This window comes from Microbacterium sp. ARD31 (genome assembly GCF_031844425.1).
This window is the reverse complement of the sequence record NZ_JAUZVE010000011.1, coordinates 1-21,623: the sequence shown is the minus strand read 5'-3', so window position 1 is coordinate 21,623 and position 21,623 is coordinate 1. Positions and strand designations below refer to the sequence as shown.

18 protein-coding genes are annotated in these 21,623 nt (G+C 70.7%); 14 read left to right on the top strand and 4 right to left on the bottom strand.

Annotated elements, in window-relative coordinates; all coding sequences use genetic code 11:
• Positions 1 to 120: 120 nt before the first annotated feature.
• The 5 genes from Q9S36_RS23565 to Q9S36_RS23545 all read left to right on the top strand — a co-directional run bounded on the left by Q9S36_RS23565 (position 121) and on the right by Q9S36_RS23545 (position 4,982).
• Positions 121 to 564, top strand: coding sequence for a hypothetical protein (locus Q9S36_RS23565; protein WP_311287274.1), 444 nt, complete (start codon positions 121 to 123; stop codon positions 562 to 564).
• Positions 561 to 1,535 carry a bifunctional riboflavin kinase/FAD synthetase gene (locus Q9S36_RS23560; protein ID WP_311287273.1) on the top strand — a complete coding sequence of 325 codons (975 nt, stop codon included), beginning with the start codon at positions 561 to 563 and terminating at the stop codon, positions 1,533 to 1,535. Before Q9S36_RS23565 ends, Q9S36_RS23560 begins: the two co-directional genes overlap by 4 nt.
• Before the next feature lie 93 nt (positions 1,536 to 1,628).
• Positions 1,629 to 2,636, top strand: a complete 1,008-nt coding sequence (gene deoC / locus Q9S36_RS23555) for a deoxyribose-phosphate aldolase (protein ID WP_311287272.1) — start codon at positions 1,629 to 1,631, stop codon at positions 2,634 to 2,636.
• Positions 2,637 to 2,679: 43 nt separating this feature from the next.
• A complete protein-coding gene (locus Q9S36_RS23550) occupies positions 2,680 to 4,122 on the top strand; it encodes an aldehyde dehydrogenase family protein (protein ID WP_311287271.1) in 1,443 nt (480 codons plus the stop codon).
• On the top strand, positions 4,119 to 4,982 hold the full coding sequence (locus tag Q9S36_RS23545) for an aldehyde dehydrogenase family protein (protein ID WP_311287270.1): 864 nt from the start codon (positions 4,119 to 4,121) through the stop codon (positions 4,980 to 4,982). The genes Q9S36_RS23550 and Q9S36_RS23545 overlap by 4 nt, the downstream gene beginning before the upstream one ends.
• A 24-nt stretch (positions 4,983 to 5,006) precedes the next feature.
• On the opposite strand, the gene Q9S36_RS23540 is transcribed toward Q9S36_RS23545, so the two are convergent.
• Positions 5,007 to 6,377, bottom strand: coding sequence for an MFS transporter (locus tag Q9S36_RS23540; RefSeq protein ID WP_311287269.1), 1,371 nt, complete (start codon positions 6,375 to 6,377; stop codon positions 5,007 to 5,009).
• Positions 6,378 to 6,528: 151 nt separating this feature from the next.
• Here Q9S36_RS23540 and Q9S36_RS23535 point away from each other — a divergent pair, with 151 nt between their 5' ends.
• From Q9S36_RS23535 to Q9S36_RS23520, 4 genes are all read left to right on the top strand, one after another.
• Positions 6,529 to 7,428 (top strand): glycerophosphodiester phosphodiesterase family protein, encoded by a 900-nt coding sequence (locus tag Q9S36_RS23535; RefSeq protein WP_311287268.1) that lies wholly within the window; start codon positions 6,529 to 6,531, stop codon positions 7,426 to 7,428.
• 74 nt (positions 7,429 to 7,502) lie between these two features.
• Positions 7,503 to 8,138, top strand: a complete 636-nt coding sequence (locus Q9S36_RS23530) for a hypothetical protein (RefSeq protein ID WP_311287267.1) — start codon at positions 7,503 to 7,505, stop codon at positions 8,136 to 8,138.
• 199 nt (positions 8,139 to 8,337) lie between these two features.
• On the top strand, positions 8,338 to 10,503 hold the full coding sequence (locus Q9S36_RS23525) for a DEAD/DEAH box helicase (protein ID WP_251449183.1): 2,166 nt from the start codon (positions 8,338 to 8,340) through the stop codon (positions 10,501 to 10,503).
• 115 nt (positions 10,504 to 10,618) lie between these two features.
• Positions 10,619 to 11,647, top strand: a complete 1,029-nt coding sequence (locus Q9S36_RS23520; protein ID WP_251449185.1) for a 6-phosphofructokinase — start codon at positions 10,619 to 10,621, stop codon at positions 11,645 to 11,647.
• Between the two features lie 54 nt (positions 11,648 to 11,701).
• Here Q9S36_RS23520 and Q9S36_RS23515 read toward each other — a convergent pair whose 3' ends face one another.
• The 3 genes from Q9S36_RS23515 to Q9S36_RS23505 all read right to left on the bottom strand — a co-directional run bounded on the left by Q9S36_RS23515 (position 11,702) and on the right by Q9S36_RS23505 (position 16,774).
• Complete coding sequence (locus Q9S36_RS23515) at positions 11,702 to 12,712, bottom strand: hypothetical protein (RefSeq protein ID WP_311287266.1); 1,011 nt, start codon at positions 12,710 to 12,712, stop codon at positions 11,702 to 11,704.
• A 280-nt stretch (positions 12,713 to 12,992) separates the two neighbouring features.
• Complete coding sequence (locus Q9S36_RS23510; protein ID WP_311287408.1) at positions 12,993 to 15,092, bottom strand: S9 family peptidase; 2,100 nt, start codon at positions 15,090 to 15,092, stop codon at positions 12,993 to 12,995.
• 98 nt (positions 15,093 to 15,190) lie between these two features.
• The gene (locus Q9S36_RS23505) at positions 15,191 to 16,774 is read right to left on the bottom strand and encodes a molybdopterin-dependent oxidoreductase (protein ID WP_311287265.1); all 1,584 of its coding nucleotides are present in this window, start codon (positions 16,772 to 16,774) and stop codon (positions 15,191 to 15,193) included.
• 208 nt (positions 16,775 to 16,982) lie between these two features.
• On the opposite strand from Q9S36_RS23505, the gene Q9S36_RS23500 reads away from it, so the two are divergent.
• The 5 genes from Q9S36_RS23500 to Q9S36_RS23480 all read left to right on the top strand — a co-directional run bounded on the left by Q9S36_RS23500 (position 16,983) and on the right by Q9S36_RS23480 (position 21,583).
• Positions 16,983 to 18,194: an inorganic phosphate transporter gene (locus Q9S36_RS23500; RefSeq protein WP_311287264.1), complete on the top strand. Its 1,212-nt coding sequence runs from the start codon at positions 16,983 to 16,985 to the stop codon at positions 18,192 to 18,194.
• Positions 18,194 to 18,523, top strand: a complete 330-nt coding sequence (locus tag Q9S36_RS23495) for a peptidase (protein ID WP_251449195.1) — start codon at positions 18,194 to 18,196, stop codon at positions 18,521 to 18,523. Before Q9S36_RS23500 ends, Q9S36_RS23495 begins: the two co-directional genes overlap by 1 nt.
• A 52-nt stretch (positions 18,524 to 18,575) precedes the next feature.
• Positions 18,576 to 19,481 carry a phosphodiesterase gene (locus tag Q9S36_RS23490; protein ID WP_311287263.1) on the top strand — a complete coding sequence of 302 codons (906 nt, stop codon included), beginning with the start codon at positions 18,576 to 18,578 and terminating at the stop codon, positions 19,479 to 19,481.
• Between the two features lie 136 nt (positions 19,482 to 19,617).
• Complete coding sequence (locus Q9S36_RS23485; protein WP_251449197.1) at positions 19,618 to 21,090, top strand: aspartate ammonia-lyase; 1,473 nt, start codon at positions 19,618 to 19,620, stop codon at positions 21,088 to 21,090.
• 100 nt (positions 21,091 to 21,190) lie between these two features.
• Positions 21,191 to 21,583, top strand: a complete 393-nt coding sequence (locus tag Q9S36_RS23480) for a DUF4190 domain-containing protein (protein WP_311287262.1) — start codon at positions 21,191 to 21,193, stop codon at positions 21,581 to 21,583.
• The last annotated feature ends 40 nt before the right edge of the window (positions 21,584 to 21,623 follow it).

Sequence of the window (21,623 nt, the reverse complement as noted above, 5' to 3'; positions counted from 1 at the left end):
TCGGGAGCCGTCTGTGAATATTGGCACTTCGCGGTGTGTCTGTCTACTCCTGGGGTGCATGTGATCTATGTGACTGGCGCTTCTGTTGCCCCGCGAACGCGGAACTAGGATGGAAACGCCATGACACCCCCCGATCGCCCTCGCCGTCGCATGACCGGAATCGGCCGCGTTCTCGTGATCGTCTACGCGATCATGGCGCTCGCCGCCAGCGGCCGTTCGTTCGTCCAGATCGCCGAGCGCTTCGACGAGGCGCCGCTGGCGTACTCGCTGTCTGCGGTGTCCGCGGTGGTCTACCTGCTGGCCACCCTCGCGCTCATCCTGGCCGGTCGGCCGGCGTGGTACGCCGTGGCGTGGGTGGCCGTCGGCTTCGAGCTCGTAGGCGTCCTGGTGATCGGCACGCTGTCGTTCGTGCTGCCCGACCTGTTCGCCCACCCCACGGTGTGGTCGTGGTTCGGGCTGGGCTACCTGTTCGTTCCGCTCGTGCTGCCGTTCTTCGGGCTGTGGTGGCTCATCGTCCACCGCCCCGCGCCCGCCCAGGCGGTTCCGGCGACGGTGGCCGCATGATCGTCTTCCACGATCCGGCCGCGATCCCCGACGGGTTCGGTCCATCGGTCGTCGCGATCGGCAAGTTCGACGGTGTCCACGCCGGCCACCGCGCGGTCATCGACCGGGCGAGGGTGGATGCCGCCACCGGCGGGGCCGCGGTCGTCGCCGTCACCTTCGATCGCAACCCGCTGGCCCTGCTGCGCCCGGAGATCTGTCCCGACAGCCTCATCGGCGTCCACCAGAAGATCGCCCTGCTGGCCGACGCCGGCGTCGACGCCGCACTCGTCCTGCGGTTCGACGAAGAGCTCGCGGCGCTGTCCCCGCGCGCATTCGTCGAGCACGTGCTCGCCGATCGCCTCGGCGCGCAGGTCGTGCTCGTGGGTGCCGACTTCCGCTTCGGCCGGGGTGGGGCCGGCACCCCCGCCACGCTGGCGGAGCTGGGTGCCGAGTTCGGCTTCGACGTGCAGGTGGTCGGCGACGTGCGGGCCATCGACGGCGACAGACGCGTGTCGTCGACCTGGATACGCGAGCTGCTGTCGGCCGGCGACGTGGAGACCGCGTCCAAGCTCCTCGGCCGGCTGCCGTCGGTGTGGGGGGAGGTCGTCCACGGTCTCAAGCGCGGACGGGAGCTGGGCTTTCCGACGGCCAACCTCTCGACCGATCTCGAGGGCTTCGTGCCCGCCGAGGGTGTCTACGCGGGCTGGCTGGTGGACGAGGGTCACGGCGCTCCCGATCCGGCCGCGACCGCGCGTCGCAGCATCCGCTACCCGGCCGCGATCAGCATCGGGAACAATCCCACCTTCGGCGACGTCGCCGCGCGGCAGGTCGAGGCCTACGTGCTCGACGAAACCGACCTCGACCTCTACGGGCACCGCGTCGAAGTCCAGTTCGCCGCGCGTATCCGCGGCATGGTGGCGTTCGAGGGCATCGACCCGCTCATCGCGCAGATGACCGACGACGTCGTTCGCGTGCGCGCCGCCCTGGGCTGAGCGAGGCCGTGTCGGCGTAGACCCCGGCCACCGGTCGGCTTACGATCGAGCGTGCGGCCGGCGGCATCCGACGGCTGTGGAACGAGGGAGTTCATGACGCGCACCGATCTGCAGACGCTTCCCGAGCGCGCCGTCCAGCTGCTGGGCGGCGAGCCCGACGACACGACGCTGCGCCGCTACCTGCACGGACTTCCCGGGGTGGACGCGGTCGGGCTCGAACAGCGTGCCGGGGACCTCGGCACCCGCTCGATCAAGACCACGTCCAAGGCGTGGGCGCTCGACACCGTCATCCGCCTCATCGACCTCACGACACTCGAGGGGGCCGATACGCCCGGGAAGGTTCGCTCCCTCGTCGCCAAGGCGCTGACGCCGGATGCCGCAGACCCCACATGCCCGCGCGTGGCGGCGGTGTGCGTGTACGGAGACATGGTGCCGTACGCCGTGGACGCGCTCGGCGAGGCGCACGGCGACCCTGACGACGGCCTCGTGAGCGTCGCCGCCGTCGCCACAGCCTTCCCCAGCGGTCGGGCGTCCTTGGCGATCAAGCTCGCCGACACCGCCGAGGCGGTGGCTGCGGGCGCCGACGAGATCGACATGGTCATCGACCGCGGTGCCTTCCTCTCGGGGCGATACGGGACGGTCTTCGATCAGATCGCGCGGGTCAAGCGGGCATGCCGCCGCGAGGACGGGTCCTCGGCGTCGCTGAAGGTGATCCTCGAGACCGGTGAGCTCGCCACCCACGACAACATCAAGCGCGCCTCGTGGCTGGCGATCCTCGCCGGCGCGGACTTCATCAAGACCTCCACGGGCAAGGTGCAGCCCGCCGCGACCCTCCCCACGACCCTCCTGATGCTCGAGGTGGTGCGCGACTGGTACCGGGCCACGGGTGAACGTGTCGGGGTCAAACCCGCGGGGGGCATCCGCACGGCGAAGGACGCGATCAAGTACGTCGTGACGGTCGCCGAGATCGCGGGGGAGGAGTGGCTGCAGCCGCATCTGTTCCGCTTCGGCGCCTCGAGCCTGCTCAACGACGTCCTCCGCCAGCGTCAGAAGATCGGGTCGGGCCACTACACCGGAACCGACTACGTCACCGTCGACTGATGTCGGCCCCACCGTCGCACCGACACCGACCAAGGAGCCACCGATGAGTTTTCTCGAGTACGCCCCCGCGCCCGAGTCCCGCGCGATCCTGAACCTCCGCGACGAGTACGGGCTGTTCATCGACGGCGAGTTCCACCCGGGCACCGGCGCGACGTTCGACACGATCTCGCCCGCCGACGAATCGCGCATCGCGACCATCGCCTCGGCGTCCGAAGCCGACGTCGACACCGCCGTCGCCGCCGCTCGTCGCGCCTACGCCAAGGTCTGGTCGAGGATGAGCGGCCGCGATCGGGGCAAGTATCTCTTCCGCATCGCGCGGCTGGTGCAGGAGCGCGCCCGCGAGCTCGCGGTCGCCGAGAGCCTCGACAACGGCAAGCCGATCAAAGAGAGCCGAGACGTGGATGTCCCGCTCGTGGCGGCGTGGTTCTTCTACTACGCGGGATGGGCCGACAAGCTCGACCACGCCGGGCTCGGGCCGGCGCCGCAAGCGCTGGGCGTGGCCGGACAGGTCATCCCGTGGAACTTCCCGCTGCTGATGCTGGCCTGGAAGATCGCGCCGGCGCTGGCGGCGGGCAACACCGTGGTCATCAAGCCCGCCGAGACGACGCCGCTGACGGCGCTGCTGTTCGCAGAGATCCTGCAGCAGGCCGACCTGCCCCCCGGCGTGGTCAACATCATCACCGGAGCGGGCGCCACGGGCGCGGCGCTGGTGCGCCACCCCGACATCGACAAGGTGGCCTTCACCGGGTCGACCGCTGTGGGACGCGAGATCGCCAAGGCGGTCGCGGGCACCGAGAAGAAGGTGACGCTCGAGCTCGGCGGCAAGGCCGCCAACATCATCTTCGAGGACGCCCCGATCGAGCAGGCGGTCGACGGCATCGTCACGGGCATCTTCTTCAACCAGGGTCAGGTGTGCTGCGCCGGCAGCCGTCTGCTCGTGCAGGAGGCCATCCACGACGAGGTGGTCGACCGCCTGAAGGCACGCCTGTCGACGCTCCGGCTGGGTGACCCGCTGGACAAGAACACCGATATCGGCGCGATCAACTCCGCCGAGCAGCTGGCGCGCGTGCGCGAGCTCAGCCGCATCGGCGACGAGGAGGGAGCCGAACGGTGGACTGCGGACTGCGCGATCCCCGACCGCGGCTTCTGGTTCGCGCCCACGGTGTTCACCAACGTGCAGACCAGTCATCGGATCGCGCGGGACGAGATCTTCGGTCCGGTTCTGTCGGTGCTCACCTTCCGGACCCCCGCCGAAGCCATCGAGAAGGCGAACAACACCCCCTATGGACTCTCAGCGGGGATCTGGACCGAGAAGGGGTCCCGCATCCTGGCGGTCGCCGACCGTCTGCGGGCGGGAGTGGTGTGGGCCAACACCTTCAACCGCTTCGATCCGTCGAGCCCGTTCGGCGGCTACAAGGAGTCCGGCTACGGGCGCGAAGGCGGCCGGCACGGTCTCGCGGCCTACCTGAAGGGAGGGGCGGCATGAGCGCCCGATTGAGCGTCCCCAAGACGTACAAGCTGTTCATCGGCGGTGCCTTTCCGCGCAGTGAATCCGGCCGGACCTACCCGGTGACCGCCGCGAAGGGCGATTTCCTGGCGAACGCCTCGCGCGCGTCCCGGAAGGACGCCAGGGATGCCGTCGCGGCGGCGGCGGGCGCGGTGAAGGGGTGGTCGGCGGCCACCGCCTACAACCGCGGGCAGGTGCTGTACCGGGTGGCCGAGCTGCTCGAGGGTCGACGCGCGCAGTTCGTCGACGAGATCCGCGTGCTGACCGGAGCCGGCGCCGGTGCCGCCTCAGCCGAGGTCGACGAGGCGATCGACCGATGGGTCTGGTACGCCGGCTGGTGCGACAAGTTCGCGCAGGTCGCCGGCAACGGCAACCCGGTGGCGGGCCCGTACTTCAACATCTCGGTGCCCGAGCCGACCGGCGTGGTCGGCGTCATCGCACCGCAGGACACGGCACTGCTCGGCCTCGTCTCGGCCGTGGCACCCGCGCTCGTGGCAGGCAACACCGTCGTGGTCATCGCATCGGAGCGCTACCCGCTCTCGGCGGTCAGTCTCGCCGAGGTGCTGGCGACCAGCGATGTTCCGGCCGGTGTCGTCAACGTCCTCACCGGATCGCCCGCAGAGATCGCTCCGTGGCTGGCCTCTCATCCCGACGTGCACGGGCTGGACCTCGTCGGAGCCGGCGACCTCGACTGGGTCGACCTGCAGATCGCCGCCGCCCAGACCCTCACCCGGGTGCTCCCGCCCGAGAACGGGAAGGATGCCGCGGCGCCGCGACTCGATCGCATCACCGCCTTCACCGAGACCAAGACGGTGTGGCACCCCAAGAGCCTCGTCTGACCGGTCGCGGTCGCCGGTCTGCGGTCAGCGGGCCGGCGCCGTCGACGTCGCGCCCCGGATCCCGAGGAAGGAGGCGATGCCGCCGAGCGCCATGAGGACCGCGGTCGCGATCGCGGCACGGTGGAAGCCCTCGAGGTCGAGCTCGCCCCCGACGATGGTCGCGAGGGCGGCGATCACGATGAGCCCGGCGATCCGGCTGACGGCGTTGTTGACGGCCGAGGCGATCCCCGAGCGCTCCGGCTCGATCGCGCCCAGGATGGCGGACGTCAGCGGCGAGACGGTCAGGCTCAGACCCAGCCCGAACACCACCGTGCCGGGCAGGACCTGCGTCCAGTACGAGAAGTCCGGCGACACCGCCAGGAGCATCAGCGCGCCGACCGCCATCACGAGAGGCCCGACGGTCATGAACAGTCGCGGGCCGCGACGACCGGCGAGTGTGCCGACCCGTTCGCTCAGAAGCACCAGGAGGACCGTCGCCGGCAGCGACGCCAGCCCCGCCAGTGTCGCCGACAGCCCCGCCCCCTGCTGCAGGTACACCCCGAGGACGAAGCCGTTCAGCGCCAGCGCCGCGTAGATGAAGGCGGTGGCGACGTTGCCCGTCCAGAAGTTCCGGGCGCGGAACAGCGACAGGGGCATCATCGGGTCCGACGCCAGGTGCTGCCGCACCAGGAATCCCGCGAAGGCCAGCATCCCCCCGACGAACGGCGCCCAGATGACGGGGGAGGACCAGCCGAGATCGGGCTCCTCGATCAGGGCGAACACCATGCCGCCGAGACCCACCGTGCACAGCGCCGCCCCGGCCCAGTCGATGCGCGCACCGGGACGCCGCACGTCGGTTCGGCCCAGCGCCGCGAGCAGCCACAGCGTCGCGGCGATGGGCAGCACGTTGATGAGGAATGCCAGGCGCCACGAGGCGAGGTCGACGAACGCCCCGCCGAGCACCGGGCCGATCAGCATCGCCGCCGTCGTCATCGCCGTCCAGATGCCGATCGCGCGCGCCTGCGCGGCGTCGCGGAAGGTCGAGGTTATGAGGGCGAGCGAGCTCGGCACCAGGAGGGCGCCGGCGAAACCCTGGACCCCTCGGGCGACGATGAGGATCTCGGGGGTCGGCGCCGCGGCGATCGCCAGGGACGCCGCGCCGAAACCCAGCAGGCCGATGCGCAGGATGCGGATGCGGCCGAACACGTCGCTGAGCGAGCCCGCGACCAGGATGAGGGCTCCGAGCGTGATCAGGTACGCGTCGACGACCCACTGCTGGGTGGCGAGCCCGCCGCCGAGCTCGTCCCGGATGGCGGGGAGGGCGACGTTCACCACCGTGCCGTCGAGGAAGGCGACGAAGGACGCCAGGATCGCGATCGCCAGCACGAGCCGCTGGTCGCGCGTCATCTGCGCCATGGCTCCACCGTAGCCCCCGCACCAAGCCGACGACACGCTTCCGACGACACGGAGAACGACACCGCACGCGAAAGTAACGGAAAGGTAACGACGTGTGTAGGGTGGGTGGCCACGCGTCGACGAGGACGCGCCCACCCGGAGGACACGCCCGATGCCCGACGCCCCGGACACCGCCCGCACCCGACAGAGGATCCACGCGCTCGCCGTCGTGTGCGTCCTCGCCGTCGCCAGTGCCGTGATCGCCGTGCTGGGCGTGAGCCCGGCGCGAGTGAGCGCGACCGAGGCGCTGGGAGACGAGCGCACACCCGGGGACGCCGCGTTCATCGCCGGTCATCGCGGCGGCGCGACGGCGGCGCCCGAGAACACGCTCGCCGCCGTGTCGTACGCGCTCTCGCACGGCTTCGACTACGTCGAGGTCGACGTCGCGCTCACCGCCGACGGCCACCCCGTGCTCATGCACGATGCGCGGGTCGACCGCACCACCGATGGGAGCGGGCCGCTGTCGGACCTCACACTCGATGAGGTGCGAGGCCTCGACGCCGGAGGCTGGTTCGCGCCCGAGTTCGCCGGCACGCTCGTGCCCACGGCCGGCGAGTTCCTCGATCTCCTCGCGGCCGAGGACGGTCGCGCCATCATCGAGCTGAAGAGGGCGTGGGACGAATCGTCGATCGCCGCGCTCGTCGAGCTCATCGCCGATCGCGGCCTCGAACGTCGCATCACCCTGGGGAGCTTCGACGCCGCCGTACTCGCTCTGGCTGCCGCCGAGTCAGACGTGGTGGCCCGCCTGCTCATCCTGCGACACCTGCCCGACGACGTCGTCCGCGCCGCGCAGGAGGCGGGAGTGCGCGGGCTGATCGCCGAGCGTCGTGCCGTCCTCGACCGTCCATCCGTCGTCGACGAGCTGCACGCGGCCGGCATCCGGATCGTCGTGTACACGCTCAACGACGACGCGCAGTGGGGCGAGGTGACCGACCTCGGTGTGGACGGCATCGTCACCGACGATCCCGGAACGCTGGCCGATTGGCAGCAGGCGAACGCAGAGGGTCGCTGACACGCCGCCTCGACGCGCGCGACTCGTGCGGCATCGTCCGATAGCGTCGACAGCGACACCGACCGGGGGGATCCATGCGCGCCGCACCACGACTCGTCCTGCTGTCGACGGCGGCCGCTCTGGTCTGCGTCGCCATGACCGGATGCCGCGCCGAACCGGCGCCGACGGCATCCCCCGGGACGCCCGAACCCACCCCGAGCATCACGCAGCCGACGACGGGACCGTCGCCGTCTCCGATCGAGACGAACCTCCCGCAGTCGATCGAGCTGCCGAGCAGCTGCGAGGACATCTACTCCGATCAGATGCTCGCGGCGCTCCAGGAGCAGAACCCGCCCCTGAACGACCCGGGTGTGACGATGCTGCCGACCGAGAACGCCGACCTGCTCGAGATCCTCGAGTCGGGCGCTCCGACGCTGCGCTGCACGTGGGGGCAGCCGAGCGAGTTCGGCCTCGCCACCAACGTCACCCTCGTCGACGAGGAGCAGGGGGCCGGCGTGCTGGAGTCGCTGCGTGCCGCCGGTTTCGGCTGCGAGGATGTCGCGGCGGGAGAGTCGTGCGAGATCGAGCAGCGCGGCGTGACGTTCGACGACGTCGAGTACGTCCGCGGCGAGACCCACGTCGTCGGCGACGGCGCATGGGTGGCGACGGCGTGGATCAATTTCCATCCCGACGGCTACTCGACCGACATCGCCGCACAGCTCTGGCCGTGACGAGCGCCCTTTCGCGCTAGACTGGCCCGCGGAGACGCCCTCCCCGACGTCGCGGCTCGCAGAAGCGAGTGCCAGCGGCAGGAGTCGGCGGCATCCGAACCCCGCGTTCGTGACGGCGCACGCGCCGCCCGCGGGAGCACGCTGCACGCACCGATCGGCCGTCCTGACGGACGATCCGGCACATACGCTCAGGAGGAGCATGCCGACCACGGCACCTGCCGCTCAGAACGGCAACACCCGTCAGCGCCGCAAGCCCTCATCGGCTCGCCGCGACGACGAGGCCCCCATCATCCCGATCCTCGCCCGCAAGGTGCGCGAGGTCGAGGCCAAGGCCCAGCGCGGCAAGCTCGGGCCCACCAACCGCGTGAAGTTCCAGGTGATCGCCTTCCTCGTCCGCGAGGAGCGCGCCCGCGTCAAGGTCGACACGGCGATCCCCGACTCCGCGCGGCCCGAGCTGCTCAAGCGGCTGGACGGAGTCGCGACCATCCTCGCCAAGACCGCTGCCCGCGACACGTCGCTGATCCAGCTTCTCGAGGTCGACCAGGCCGCGTCGCCGGTGGCGCGGCGCATGCGACGCGACTGGCTGCTCGAGTCCGGAGCCGACCTGCCGCCGGACGAGCTCATCATCACCGACGTCGCTCCCGCGCCCGCCACCGTGGTTCCGCCCGCCCTGGCCGAGCGTCAGGTCGTGCCCGCCGCCATCGAGTCGCGGCAGCTGGCGAACCCGTTCCTCGCCCCCGACCTGTCGCTGCGCGCCCCGAAGGACACTCCGCGCCGACGGCTGGACGGCTGGGAGCTCATGGGGCCCCTGTACAAGGCGTTCGAGACCGGCGCCGGCGGCGGCGCGGCGACGATGGACCTTCCGCAGGTGCCGGAGTTCGACCACGTCTCGCCCAAGGGGCTCGAGATCATGCCGCACCAGTCGCGGTTCGTCGAGGCCGTCCGCGACGGCCACCGCTCGTTCCTCCTGGCAGACGAGCCCGGACTCGGCAAGACCGCGGAATCCGTGCTCGCGGCATCCGTGGCCGGCGCCTACCCGCTGCTGGCCGTGGTTCCCAACGTGGTGAAGATGAACTGGGCACGCGAGGTCCAGCGCTGGACGCCGCACCGGCGCGCGACGGTCGTGCAGGGCGACGGCGAAGACATCGACGCGTTCGCGGATGTCTTCATCGTCAACTACGAGATCCTCGACCGTCACCTGTCCTGGCTCGGCTCGATCGGCCTGCGGGGCATGGTGGTCGACGAGGCGCACTTCATCAAGAACCTCACGTCGCAGCGCTCGCGCAACGTCCTGGCGCTCGCCGGTCGCATCCGCGAGCAGGTCCGGGATCCGCTCATGCTCGCGCTGACCGGGACGCCGCTCATCAACGACGTCGAGGACTTCGACGCCATCTGGCGCTTCCTCGGGTGGACCAACGGCGAGAAGCCCGGTCCGGCGCTCATGGAGAAGCTGGACGAGACCGGGTTCACCCCCGCCGACAAGGCGTTCTATCCGGCTGCGCGCGACGCGGTGATCTCGATGGGCATCGTCCGCCGCAAGAAGAAGGACGTCGCCGCCGATCTGCCCGACAAGCTCATCGCCGACCTGCCGGTCGAGCTCGACGACGAGTTCGGTCGCTCGATCCGCCAGGCCGAGCGGGATCTGGCCGATCGGCTCGCCGCCCGGTACCGCCGGATCATCGACGCGCGCGGCGACCGCGGGCTCGCTCCCGGCGAGGTCGACGCCGACATCGTCCGCCTCGTCTCGCAGCACGAGCTCGACGAGTCCAAGGCCGCCGGCAGCGGATCCGAGAACGTCTTCACCATGGTGCGGCGCATCGGCCAGGCGAAGGCGCTCCTCGCGGCCGACTACGCCGTCCAGCTGCAGCGCTCGGTGGGCAAGGTGGTGTTCTTCGCCAAGCACATCGACGTCATGGACGCGGCCGAGGCGCACTTCGCATCGGCGGGCCTGCGCACGGTGTCGATCCGCGGCGATCAGACGACGCCCGTCCGCCAGCAGGCGATCGACGCCTTCAACAGCGATCCCGATGTCGGCATCGCCGTCTGCTCGCTCACGGCGGCGGGGGTCGGCGTGAACATGCAGGCGTCGTCCAACGTCGTGCTCGCCGAACTGTCGTGGACGGCCGCGGAGCAGACCCAGGCGATCGACCGGGTGCACCGCATCGGGCAGGACGAGCCGGTGACGGCGTGGCGGATCATCGCCGCCCACACCATCGACACGAAGATCGCCGAGCTGATCGACTCCAAGCAGGGTCTCGCGCAGCGCGCGCTCGACGGTGAGGCCGTGGATCCGCTTTCGAGCGACTCGGTGCAGCTGTCGGCACTCATGCACCTGCTCCGACGGGCTCTGGGCGCCGAGCAGTAGGCGATCGGATGCCGCAACCGGCCGTGTGGCAGGGGGCGGCATCCGACGCTAATCTCGGGTGAGGCAGCGTCGCCGATTCGTTCCACAGCCCGCACCACCCGAAGCAAGGACCCCCATGAAGATCGGCATCCTCACCAGCGGGGGCGACTGCCCCGGCCTGAACGCGGTCATCCGCGGCGTCGTGCTCAAGGGCACGACGACGTACGACCTCGAGTTCGTCGGCATCCGCGACGGCTGGCGCGGCGTCGTCGACGGTGACTTCTTCCCGTTGACGCGACACGAGGTGAAGGGCCTGTCGAAGGTCGGCGGCACCATCCTCGGCACGAGCCGCACCAACCCCTACGAGGGACCCCGGGGCGGCGCGGAGAACATCGCCAAGACGATGTACGGGCACCGCATCGACGGCATCATCGCCATCGGCGGCGAGGGCACGCTGGCCGCTGCCAACCGCCTCGCCGGCGACGGGATCAACGTCATCGGCGTGCCCAAGACGATCGACAACGACCTGCGTGCGACCGACTACTCGTTCGGTTTCGACACCGCCGTCAACATCGCCACCGACGCGATGGACCGCCTTCGCACCACGGGCGACTCCCACCAGCGCTGCATGGTGGCTGAGGTCATGGGCCGTCACGTGGGATGGATCGCCCTGCACGCGGGGATCGCCGCGGGTGCGCACGTGATCTGCATCCCCGAGGTGCCGATGTCGATCGACGAGGTGTGCGCACAGGTGACCAAGGCGCACGATCGCGGGCGCGCTCCGCTCATCGTGGTCTCCGAGGGCTTCACGCTCACCGGGATGGATGAGGCCTACAGCGACAAGGGCCTCGACGCCTTCAACCGGCCGCGCCTCGGCGGGATCAGCGAGGTGCTCGCGCCCGAGATCGAGCGGATCACGGGCATCGAGACCCGCGCCACCGTGCTCGGGCACATTCAGCGCGGCGGGTCGCCGTCCGGCTTCGACCGCGTCCTCGCCACACGTCTGGGGCTGCACACCGCCGACGCCATCGTCGAAGGCGCGTGGGGTCAGATGGTCGCCCTGCGCGGCACCGACATCGTGCGCGTGCCGTTCGCCGACGCTCTGGGAGAGCTCAACACCGTGCCGCACTACCGCTACGAAGAGGCCGCCGCCCTCTTCGGCTGACCGCCGCCGCCCGCGCGCGGGCCCGGGCCGGGGATTCACGCCGAGCCCGGGGGTTCACGCCGAGACACGAGGCCCCGCCCCCGGTCTCGCGCGAGATCCGCGGGTTCGGGGAGCGAACGACCGCGGGTTGGCTGCGAGCGTGGCGAGGAAGGCCGATCGGCGCCGGTGCACCGGACTCAGTCCGGCCGCGTTGAGCTTGCCCCCGAGCGGCTCCGCTCGCATGGCGTCGGCCCAATCCCAGCGGGCGAAGCCGCCCTCGTGCCTGCGAAGACGGTCTTCGCGCTTCTTCTCCTCGATGAAGTGCGCCTTGCTGGCGTCGGCGTCGGCGGCGTCGTACTTGCCGTATCCGTCGGACTCGCCGATGGTGCGCGTCCGTGCCCAGAAGAAGTCGGTGCGGTCGAGCGCGCCCTCATGGCGGTGCTCGCGCTGCAGCTCCGGCTCCTCGAATCCGAGCCACTCGATCACGGCGCGACTGACCGACTCGCCGGTCGACTCGGCGGCGGCCGTTGCACGACGCCCCACCCAATCGAGCTGCCGCCGGCCGCGCCGATCGGAGCGTCCTCGTCCGAGCGCGGCCACATCCAGCGAGCCCGCGGGAGCGTCCTCGCCGGCGGGCATGCGCAAGGCGGCGTCGGCGACCGCCAGCGCGAACGCGGGCGGCAGCACGCGGCACAGGTCCACGGCGGTGTCGGCGACCGAGGTCATGCGGATACCGTCCCGGGCGAGGACGGAGCGCTCGTCGCGCGTGCCGTGGACGACGACGTCGCCCTCACGCCACGACCGTCCGTTGCTGCTGAGCAGGTGGATCTCACGCGGCTCGCCGAAGACCGGCAGCCCGATCTCGGCCGCTGCCGACTCCAGGCAGAGCACGGGGTCGCTCCACGTGGCCGTCACCGCCTGCACGCGAACGCGGTAGCGCTGCCAGGGTGCGAGAGCGGACCACGCCGCGGCCTGCACGTAGACGCCGGCACGCACGCGATGCAGCGCTCCGTTGCGATCGAGTCTCGCGACATCCGACGGACGATCCCTCGACAGCAGCAGCGGAGGCAGGACGGACATGCTCATGCCCGCCAGCCTCATCCCCTCGGGTTTCTGTGAGCGGCCGCCCGCGCCGGACGGTGGACAACCGACCGATGCCGGCCCCCTGGGGAGGAGCCGCGCACCGCCGGCGGGTACGGCGCCGCCGGGAAACCGCGGGCCCACGGCCAAACCGGGGGTCCACGGCCAAACCGGGGGTCCACGGCCAAACCGGGGGCGAAGCCCTGTGTCTCAGTGCAGATCCCCGGTCTCGCCGACTGGCACCGGGTCCCGGTCTCGCCGAGCGGGGGCTGGGCTGGCGGCCGGATCAGGCGTCGGCGAGACCCAGGACATCCAGCAGCCAGGCGAGCTCGAACGCGCGCTCGCGCCACGCGTTGTAGCGCCCGCTCACGCCGCCGTGCCCGGCGACCATCTCGCACTTCAGGAGCGCGTCGACTCCCGCTTCACGCAGGCGCGCCACCCACTTCGCGGGCTCGACGTACAGCACCCGGGTGTCGTTGAGCGACGTCACGGCCAGGATGCGGGGGTAGGCCACGCCGTCCCGCACGTTCTCGTACGGCGTGTAGGAGCGCATGTACTCGTACACCTCGGGGTTGTGGAGCGGATCGCCCCACTCGTCCCACTCGATCACCGTCAGCGGCAGCGAGGGGTCGAGGATCGTGGTGAGCGCGTCGACGAACGGCACGTCGGCGAGGATGCCGGCGAACAGCTCGGGGGCGAGGTTGGCCACCGCGCCCATGAGCAGACCACCGGCCGAGCCGCCCTCGGCGACGAGACGGTCGGGGGTCGTGTACCCCTCGGCGACCAGGTGCCGCGCGCAGTCGACGAAGTCCGTGAAGGTGTTGCGCTTGCGCAGCAGCTTGCCCTCCTCGTACCACTGCCGGCCCATCTCGCCCCCGCCGCGGACGTGGGCGACGGCGAAGATCACGCCGCGGTCGAGCTCGGACAGCCGTGCGACCGAGAATCCCGGCTCGATCGAGTGCTCGTACGACCCGTAGCCGTACAGGTGCACCGGGCGCGGTGCCGAGCCGGCCTCGCCGAACGAGCGCTTCCAGACCAGAGAGACCGGGATGCCGGTGCCGTCCGCCGCGGGCGCCCACACCCGCGCCTGCGCGTACTCCTCGGGGTCGTAGCCGCCGAGCACGGGCTGGCGCTTGCGCAGGTGGAGTTCGCCGGTGGCGACCTCGTAGTCGTAGACGGTGCCGGGCGTGATGAAGGAGCCGTACGACAGTCGGAGCACCGGGGGCGCCCACTCGGCGTTTCCTCCGCTGCCCACGGTGTACAGCGGTTCGTCGAACGAGATCTCGTCGACGCGTCCGGAGGCGTAGTCCAGCATCCCGAGGCGGGGGAGGCCGCCGCGCCGGTAGCCGACGACGCCCCAGTCGCGGAACGTCGAGACCCCGAGCAGCCGCTCACCGGCGCGGTGGGGGATCACGACGCGACGCTCGCCCTGCGGGTCGTCCGCGGCCACCTGCACCAGTTCGAAGTCGAGGGCGCCGTCGTTGTGGAGGATCAGGAGGACGTCCTGCCCGTCGATGACGGCGTGCTCCGACTCGTACTCCACGCCCTCGCGCCGCGGCCAGACCACCCGCGGCTGCGCGCGGAGGTCGTCGGCGTCGAGGATCCACTCCTCCGAGGTGATGGACGAGCCGAGCCCGATGACCAGGTACCGGTCGCTGCGGGTGAAGCCCGCGCCGACCCAGTACCGCTCGTCGGGCTCGTGGAAGAGCTTCGCGTCGTCGGAGACCGCGGTACCCAGCTCGTGCAGCCACACGGTGTCGGGTCGCCACGCGTCGTCGACGGTGGTGTAGACGATGAAGCGTCCGTCGGGCGAGAAGCTCGCACCGGCGAACGTGTCGGGGATCTCGTCGGGGAGCGGTGCGCCGGTCGTGAGGTCGCGGACGCGGATCGTGTACCTCTCGTCGCCGGCGACGTCGACTCCGTAGAGCATCCGCGTGCCGTCGAGGCTGACCTCGAAGCTGCCCAGCGAGAAGAACTCGTGCCCTTCGGCTTCGACGTTGCCGTCCAGCAGGATCTGCTCTCCGGGCACCTCGACGTCGGCGGACAGCTCCGGCGGGGTCCAGTCGTCGGGCGAGGCCAGGGGAGCCCGGCACTGGATGCCGTACTGCTTGCCCTCGACGGTGCGGCCGTAATACCACCAGTCGCCGCGCCGGACGGGCACCGACAGATCGGTCTCGAGCGTGCGCCCCTTGATCTCGTCGAAGATCCGCGAGCGGAGTGCCTCGAGATGCGCGGTCCGCCCTTCGGTGTAGGCGTTCTCGGCCTCGAGGTGAGCCACGACGTCCGCGTCCTCCTTCGCGCGCAGCCACTCGTAGCGGTCCTCGACGTCGTGGCCGTGGTGCCGTCGCACGTGCGGACGGGCTGCGGCGACGGGCGGGACGGCCACGGGCGGGGCGGGGACGGTGGGGGCGGGCGAGGCGACGGTGTCCTCTGCGAAGTCGGCGGTCACGCCAGCCACGCTAGCCCAGGCCGGCGGCGGCCGGCTCAGCGGACGGTCAGCAGAACGCGCTGCCAGCCGCTGGAGCCGTCCGGCGCGATGGGGGCGCGCTCCTCGATCTGCAGGTCGCCGTCGCGGTCGACGGCCCGCACCCCGATGTAGTGGGTCCCCGATTCGGCCTGCCACGGCATCCGCCACTGCACCCACGTGTCGTCGTTGATGGGTGCGGACAGCTCCGCGGCCTCCCACGGGCCGTTGTCGATCGACACCTCGACGCGCTCGATCCCGACGGTCTGGGCCCACGCCACACCGGCCAGCATGACCTCGCCGGCGTCGACGGGTGTGCCGGCACGCGGAGTGTCCAGCCGCGACGACATCTTGATCGGGGCGCGCGCGCTGTATCCGCGCGGGGTCCAGTACGCCTCGTCCCGATCGAAGCGGGTCACGGTGAGCTGAGTGAGCCACTTGGTCGCGGAGACATAGCCGTACAGCCCCGGCACGACCATGCGCACCGGGAACCCGTGCTCGAGGGGGAGGGGCTCGCCGTTCATCGTCACGGCGAGGATGGCGTCCCGCTCGGGGTCGACGAGAGCGTCCAGGGGAGTGCTGGCGGTGTACCCGTCGACGCTCCGGGAGAGGACCATGTCGGCGTCGGCGCTCGGCACGGCGAGCTTCAGCAGGTCGCGCACCGGTACGCCGGTCCAGACCGCGTTGCCGACCAGTCCGCCGCCGACCTCGTTCGACACGCAGGTCAGGGTGATCGCGTATTCGTCGAGTCCCATCTCCATCAACTGGTCGAAGCCGATGTCGACCGGCTGATCCACCATGCCGTCGATGGTCAGCCGCCACGTCGCCGGGTCGATCGAGGGCACGGTGAGCGCGGTGTCCACCCGGTAGAAGTCCTCGTTGGGGGTGATGAGGGGGCTGAGACCCGGAACGTCGAACTCCGCGTCCGCGGGGATCTGCACGCGTGATCGCGGTGCCGGGATGCGCAGCGCCTCGCGGATCGCGTCGATCGAGTTGGTGACGGCCGACAGCGCGCGCGAGCCCGCGCCGACGACGACCGCAGCGGCGGCGGACACCAGCGTCATCGTGAGGAACGCGCGTCGGCTGGGAGCCGCCTGCGGGGGCTCCGAGGCCTCGTCGGGACCGGCGGGGGGGGTGCGGCCCCGGGCGGCGTCGCGCCAGAGGCGAAGGCGCCGGATCAGCAGAGCCAGCAGCACGCAGCCGGCGATGCCGCCGAGCACGGACGGCAGCGCCCACAACGGGGTCGATCCGGCACGCGTGAGCGCCGCCGCCGTCCCGGCGGCTGCGCCGACGGCGAGCACGACGACCCCGGCGGGAGCGCGCCACAGCTGCAGGATGCCCGCGGCGGCCGCCGCGACGACGGCGCCGAGCGCGACACTGGCCAGGAGCACGATCTTGTCGTACTCGCCGAATGTCGCGATCGCGAACTCCTTCACCGGCTGCGGCACGATGTCGATGACGAACGCCCCCACGGCTTCGAGCGGGCCCGCGCCGCGTGCCACGACGAGCGCCACGAGCTCGGCGACCGCCAGGACGGATGCCGCGGCCACGGCCCCCGCGAGGGCGGCGAGTGCGATGAAGCGCACACTGCGCTGTCGAGCCATCGGGGCGACCTCCTGCCGCTGTCTGCGTACAGGGGGCATTCGGCCCCGAGCCCCGATCGGATTGGGCCGCGGCCAGGTTGACCAGGTGGCCGGGCGGTGACAGGATTCTCTCTGGCCGGTTGCCGGTTCATGAACCCCAGGTGAACTCTTCGTTCGTCGCGCCGATCCCGTCGGCACCTTCCCTTCCCTCACTCCTGGAAAGCGAACGGTGGAAACCGCAGCCCTCATCATCGTGCTCGTCATCGCGCTGGCACTCTTCTTCGACTTCACCAACGGCTTCCACGACACCGCGAACGCGATGGCCACGCCCATCGCCACAGGCGCGCTGAAGCCGCGGACGGCCGTTCTCCTCGCCGCGATCCTGAACCTCGTGGGGGCGTTCCTGTCGACCGAGGTCGCCAAGACCATCTCCGGGGGGATGATCCGCGAGGACGAGATCTCGGCGACGGTCTTCCCCTCGATCATCTTCGCCGGGCTCATCGGCGCGATCACGTGGAACATGCTGACCTGGCTCCTGGGGCTGCCGTCCTCGTCGTCGCACGCGCTCTTCGGCGGCCTGATCGGCGCCACGCTCGTGGGTGTCGGCGCGACGGCGATCGACGGCGGAATCGTGATGAGCAAGGTGGTCCTCCCCGCCCTCATGGCTCCGCTCACCGCGGGGCTCATCGCCTTCGCCGCCACCAAGCTCGCGTATGCGATCACCCGTCGCTACGACGGCAAGCCCGACGGGCGAGACGGCTTCCGGTGGGGGCAGATCTTCACCTCGTCGCTGGTGGCGCTGGCTCACGGCACCAACGACGCACAGAAGACGATGGGTGTCATCACCCTCGCCCTCATCACGGTCGGCTGGCAGTCCTCGGCGAATCCCGACCCGCAGCTGTGGGTCATCGTCGCGTGCGCGGTGACGATCGCGCTCGGCACCTACATGGGCGGGTGGCGCATCATCCGGACTCTGGGCAAGGGCCTCACCGACGTCAAGCCCGCGCAGGGCTTCTCGGCGGAGTCGTCGACGGCGGCGACGATCCTCGCCTCCAGCGCACTCGGGTTCGCGCTGTCGACGACGCAGGTCGCCTCGGGATCGGTGATCGGCTCGGGGCTGGGGCGCCGCGGCTCGCAGGTGCGGTGGCGCACCGCGGGGCGCATCGTGGTGGGCTGGGTGCTCACCCTTCCCGCCGCGGGTGCGGTGGGCGGGCTCGCCGCGCTGGTCGTGGTGTGGCTCGGCTCGTGGGGTGTCCTGATCGACGCCGTGCTGGCGGTCATCATCATCCTGGCGATCTTCCTCCGTTCGCGCCGCAACGCCGTGAACGCGGCCAACGCCATGAGCGAGGTCGCCGACTCGGGAGCCGCCGTGCACGTCGAGGACAACCCGCCTCCGACCCGACGGCAGCGTGCGATGGCGCGTAACGAGGAGCAGAAGTGATGTCGATCGACTGGCTCGCCTTCCTGCAGGTCTTCCTCGCCGCGCTGATCGGCGCGGGTGTGGTGGTCGTCTTCTATGCGCTCGGACTCCGCCTGCTCGTCGCGTCGGGGCGCGCCCCCGTGGTGGCCCCGGCGGAGTTCACCGATGCCATCACCGTCATCACCGAGAAGCAGGCGCGCCGGGCCGAGAAGGCCGCGGCGAAGGCGGCGCGGAAGAACCCGCTCACGCCCGGGCAGAAGCGTCTCGCGCTCGCCGCGGCGTATGCGTGCTTCGCGGTGTGCGCGGCGGCCGTGGTGGGCGGCATCCTGCTCATCGTCTTCAACCACTGAGCCGCTCCTTCCCGCGCGAGTGCGGTCGCGGGTGCGTCCTAGGCTGGGCGGTATGGATGCCGCATCCCCGCGTTTCGGGCAGTACGAGCCCGCTCGTCGCACCCTCGTCCATCTGAGCGACACCCATCTGCTGGCAGGCGGTCGCCGTCTGGGTGGACGGTACGACACGACGGAGAACCTCCGACGCACGCTGGAGGCGGTCGACGCGCTGGAGCTGCGGGCGGATGCCCTCGTGGTGACGGGCGACCTGACGGATCTCGGCGAACCCGAGGCCTATCGCGCGCTGCGGCGCGCCGTCGAACCCCTCGCCGAGCGCATGGGCGCGCCGGTGGCGTGGGTGGCGGGGAATCACGACGAGCGGCCCGCCCTGCGGTCGGCGCTCCTGGACGGCGACGCCACCCTCGCGCCGGTCACCGGCGTGTGGGACCTCGCGGGTCTGCGTCTCATCGCGCTCGACACGACGGTGCCGGGGTGGCACCACGGCGAACTCGACGAGGCTCAGCTGGACTGGCTGCGGCAGATCCTCGCCGAGCCCGCGCCGCTCGGGACGATCCTGGCGATGCACCACCCGCCGCTGCCGAGCCACATCCCGCTCTTCGACATCCTCGAACTGCGCGACCAGCACCGTTTCGCCGCCGTCATCGCCGGCACCGATGTGCGTGCGATCCTCGCCGGGCACCTGCATTACTCGACCTCGGGCAGCTTCGCGGGGGTGCCGGTGAGCGTCGCGTCCGCGACCTGCTATGCGATGAACCTCGCGCGTCCGGCGCAGGAGGTCAACGGGATGGATGCCGGGCAGGCGTTCCAGTTGGTGCACGTGTACGACGACACGATCACCCACTCCACGGTGCCGGTCGTCGACGCCGCGACGGGGGATTACTTCTCGGCGGAGTGGGTGGCCCGCATGGCTGCCCTCACGCCGCAGGAGCGGCTGGAGGAGTTCTCCCGCAAGCGCTGACGCGCGGCATCCCATCGACAGCGGGTACAACCCCGACCGTCGACCGTACGCGTCGTACACGTGGAAGCCGCGTCCGCCGGGGATAGGCTCAGGACACACCCCCACCGCCGTGAACGACCCACGAGGACACACCACCATGGCTCCGGACGCAACGAAGCGCACCCGCACCGAGACCGACTCCCTCGGCTCGCTCGAGATCCCCGCAGATGCCTATTGGGGCATCCACACCGCCCGCGCGCTGGAGAACTTCCCCATCTCCAAACGACCGATCTCGGTGTACCGCGATCTCGTGCGGGCGCTCGCGATGGTCAAACAGGCCGCCGCACGGGCCAACGCCGAGATCGGGGTGCTGGACGCCGAGCGCGCCGACCTGATCGATCGCGCGTCGCAGCTGGTGATCGACGGACGCTTCCACGATCAGTTCGTCGTCGGCGTGATCCAGGGCGGTGCGGGGACGTCCACCAACATGAACGCGAACGAGGTCATCACCAACGTCGCACTCGAGCTCGCCGGCCGTGAGAAAGGCGACTACGCCTTCCTCTCGCCGATCGACCACACCAACCGCAGCCAGTCCACCAACGACGTGTATCCGACCGCCATCAAGGTGGGGCTGAGCCTCGACCTGCAGACGCTCCTCGAAGAGCTGGATCTGCTGCGCCAGGCGTTCCTCGCCAAGGCCGTCGAGTTCCACGACATCCTGAAGGTGGGGCGCACCCAGCTTCAGGACGCCGTGCCGATGACCCTCGGGCAGGAGTTCCACGGGTTCGCCTCGACCCTCGGCTACGACCACGAGCGCCTGACCGAGAACGCCTACCTCCTGTTCGAGGTCAACATGGGCGCCACCGCGATCGGCACCGGGATCACCACCCATCCCGCCTACTCCGAAGCCGTCGTCCGGCACCTTCGCGAGATCACCGGCCTCGACCTGGCGCTGGCCAGCGACCTGGTGGAGTCCACGAGCGACACCGGATCGTTCATGTCGTTCTCGTCGTCGCTCAAGCGCAACGCCGTCAAGCTGTCGAAGATCTGCAACGATCTGCGTCTGCTGTCATCTGGTCCGCAGGCGGGATTCGGCGAGATCAACCTGCCCGCACGGCAGGCCGGCTCGAGCATCATGCCGGGCAAGGTGAACCCGGTGATCCCCGAGGTCGTGAACCAGATCGCGTTCGCCGTGGCGGGAGCCGACACGACCGTCACGATGGCGGTCGAAGGCGGTCAATTGCAGCTGAACGCCTTCGAACCCGTGATCGCGCACTCGATCTTCCAGTCCATCACGTGGATGCGCCGCGGAATGCACACGCTGCGAGTGAACTGCGTCGAGGGGATCACCGCCAATCGTGAGCGGCTCGGCGCGATGGTGGGTTCGTCGGTGGGCGTCGTCACCGCCCTGACCCCCTTCATCGGCTATGCCGCGTCGGCCGCGCTGGCCAAGACCGCGCTGCTGACGAATAAGAACGTGGCCGACCTCGTGGTCGAGGCCGGGCTGATGTCGCGCGAAGAGGTGACCAAGCAGCTCTCGCCGGCGCGGCTGTCGGGGCTCGAGACGGCGACCGCGGCGATCCCGATCGTCCAGGCGGCGGAAGACGTCGTCGCGGCGACCCGCGACTGACCGGGCGGACGGCTCAGTTGCCTGCGCGTCGCTGCGGGTGGCGACGGGCGGCGCTCGATAGGTTCGAGCCGTCCCACGATCGACCACAGGAGAGGCCGACATGACAGACCCCAACACCCCCGCCGGGCCGCCGACGCCGCCGCCCGCCTACAACCCCGCCCCGCCGGCCGCCTACGACGCGCCCGCCGGAGGCCCCGTTCCCGGCAAGACCCTCGGCATCGTCGCATTCGTGCTGTCGTTCTTCGCGCAGCTGATCGCGCTGATCCTCGGCATCGTGGCGCTCGTGCAGAGCAAGAAGGCCGGCGTCAAGAACGGCTGGGCGGTGGCCGCCATCATCATCAGCTCGGTTCTGATGGTCATCGGCATCATCGTCGCCATCGTCGTGCTCTCGATCGTGGTTCCGGCCGCGAACGAGGAGATCGCGCGGCTGTGCTCCGAGCTCGGCTCGGGCGTCCACACCCTCGACAACGGGACGACGTTCTCGTGCCCGTGACGGTCATCCGTTGAGAAGGGCGCGCACCCTTAGGTTCGCG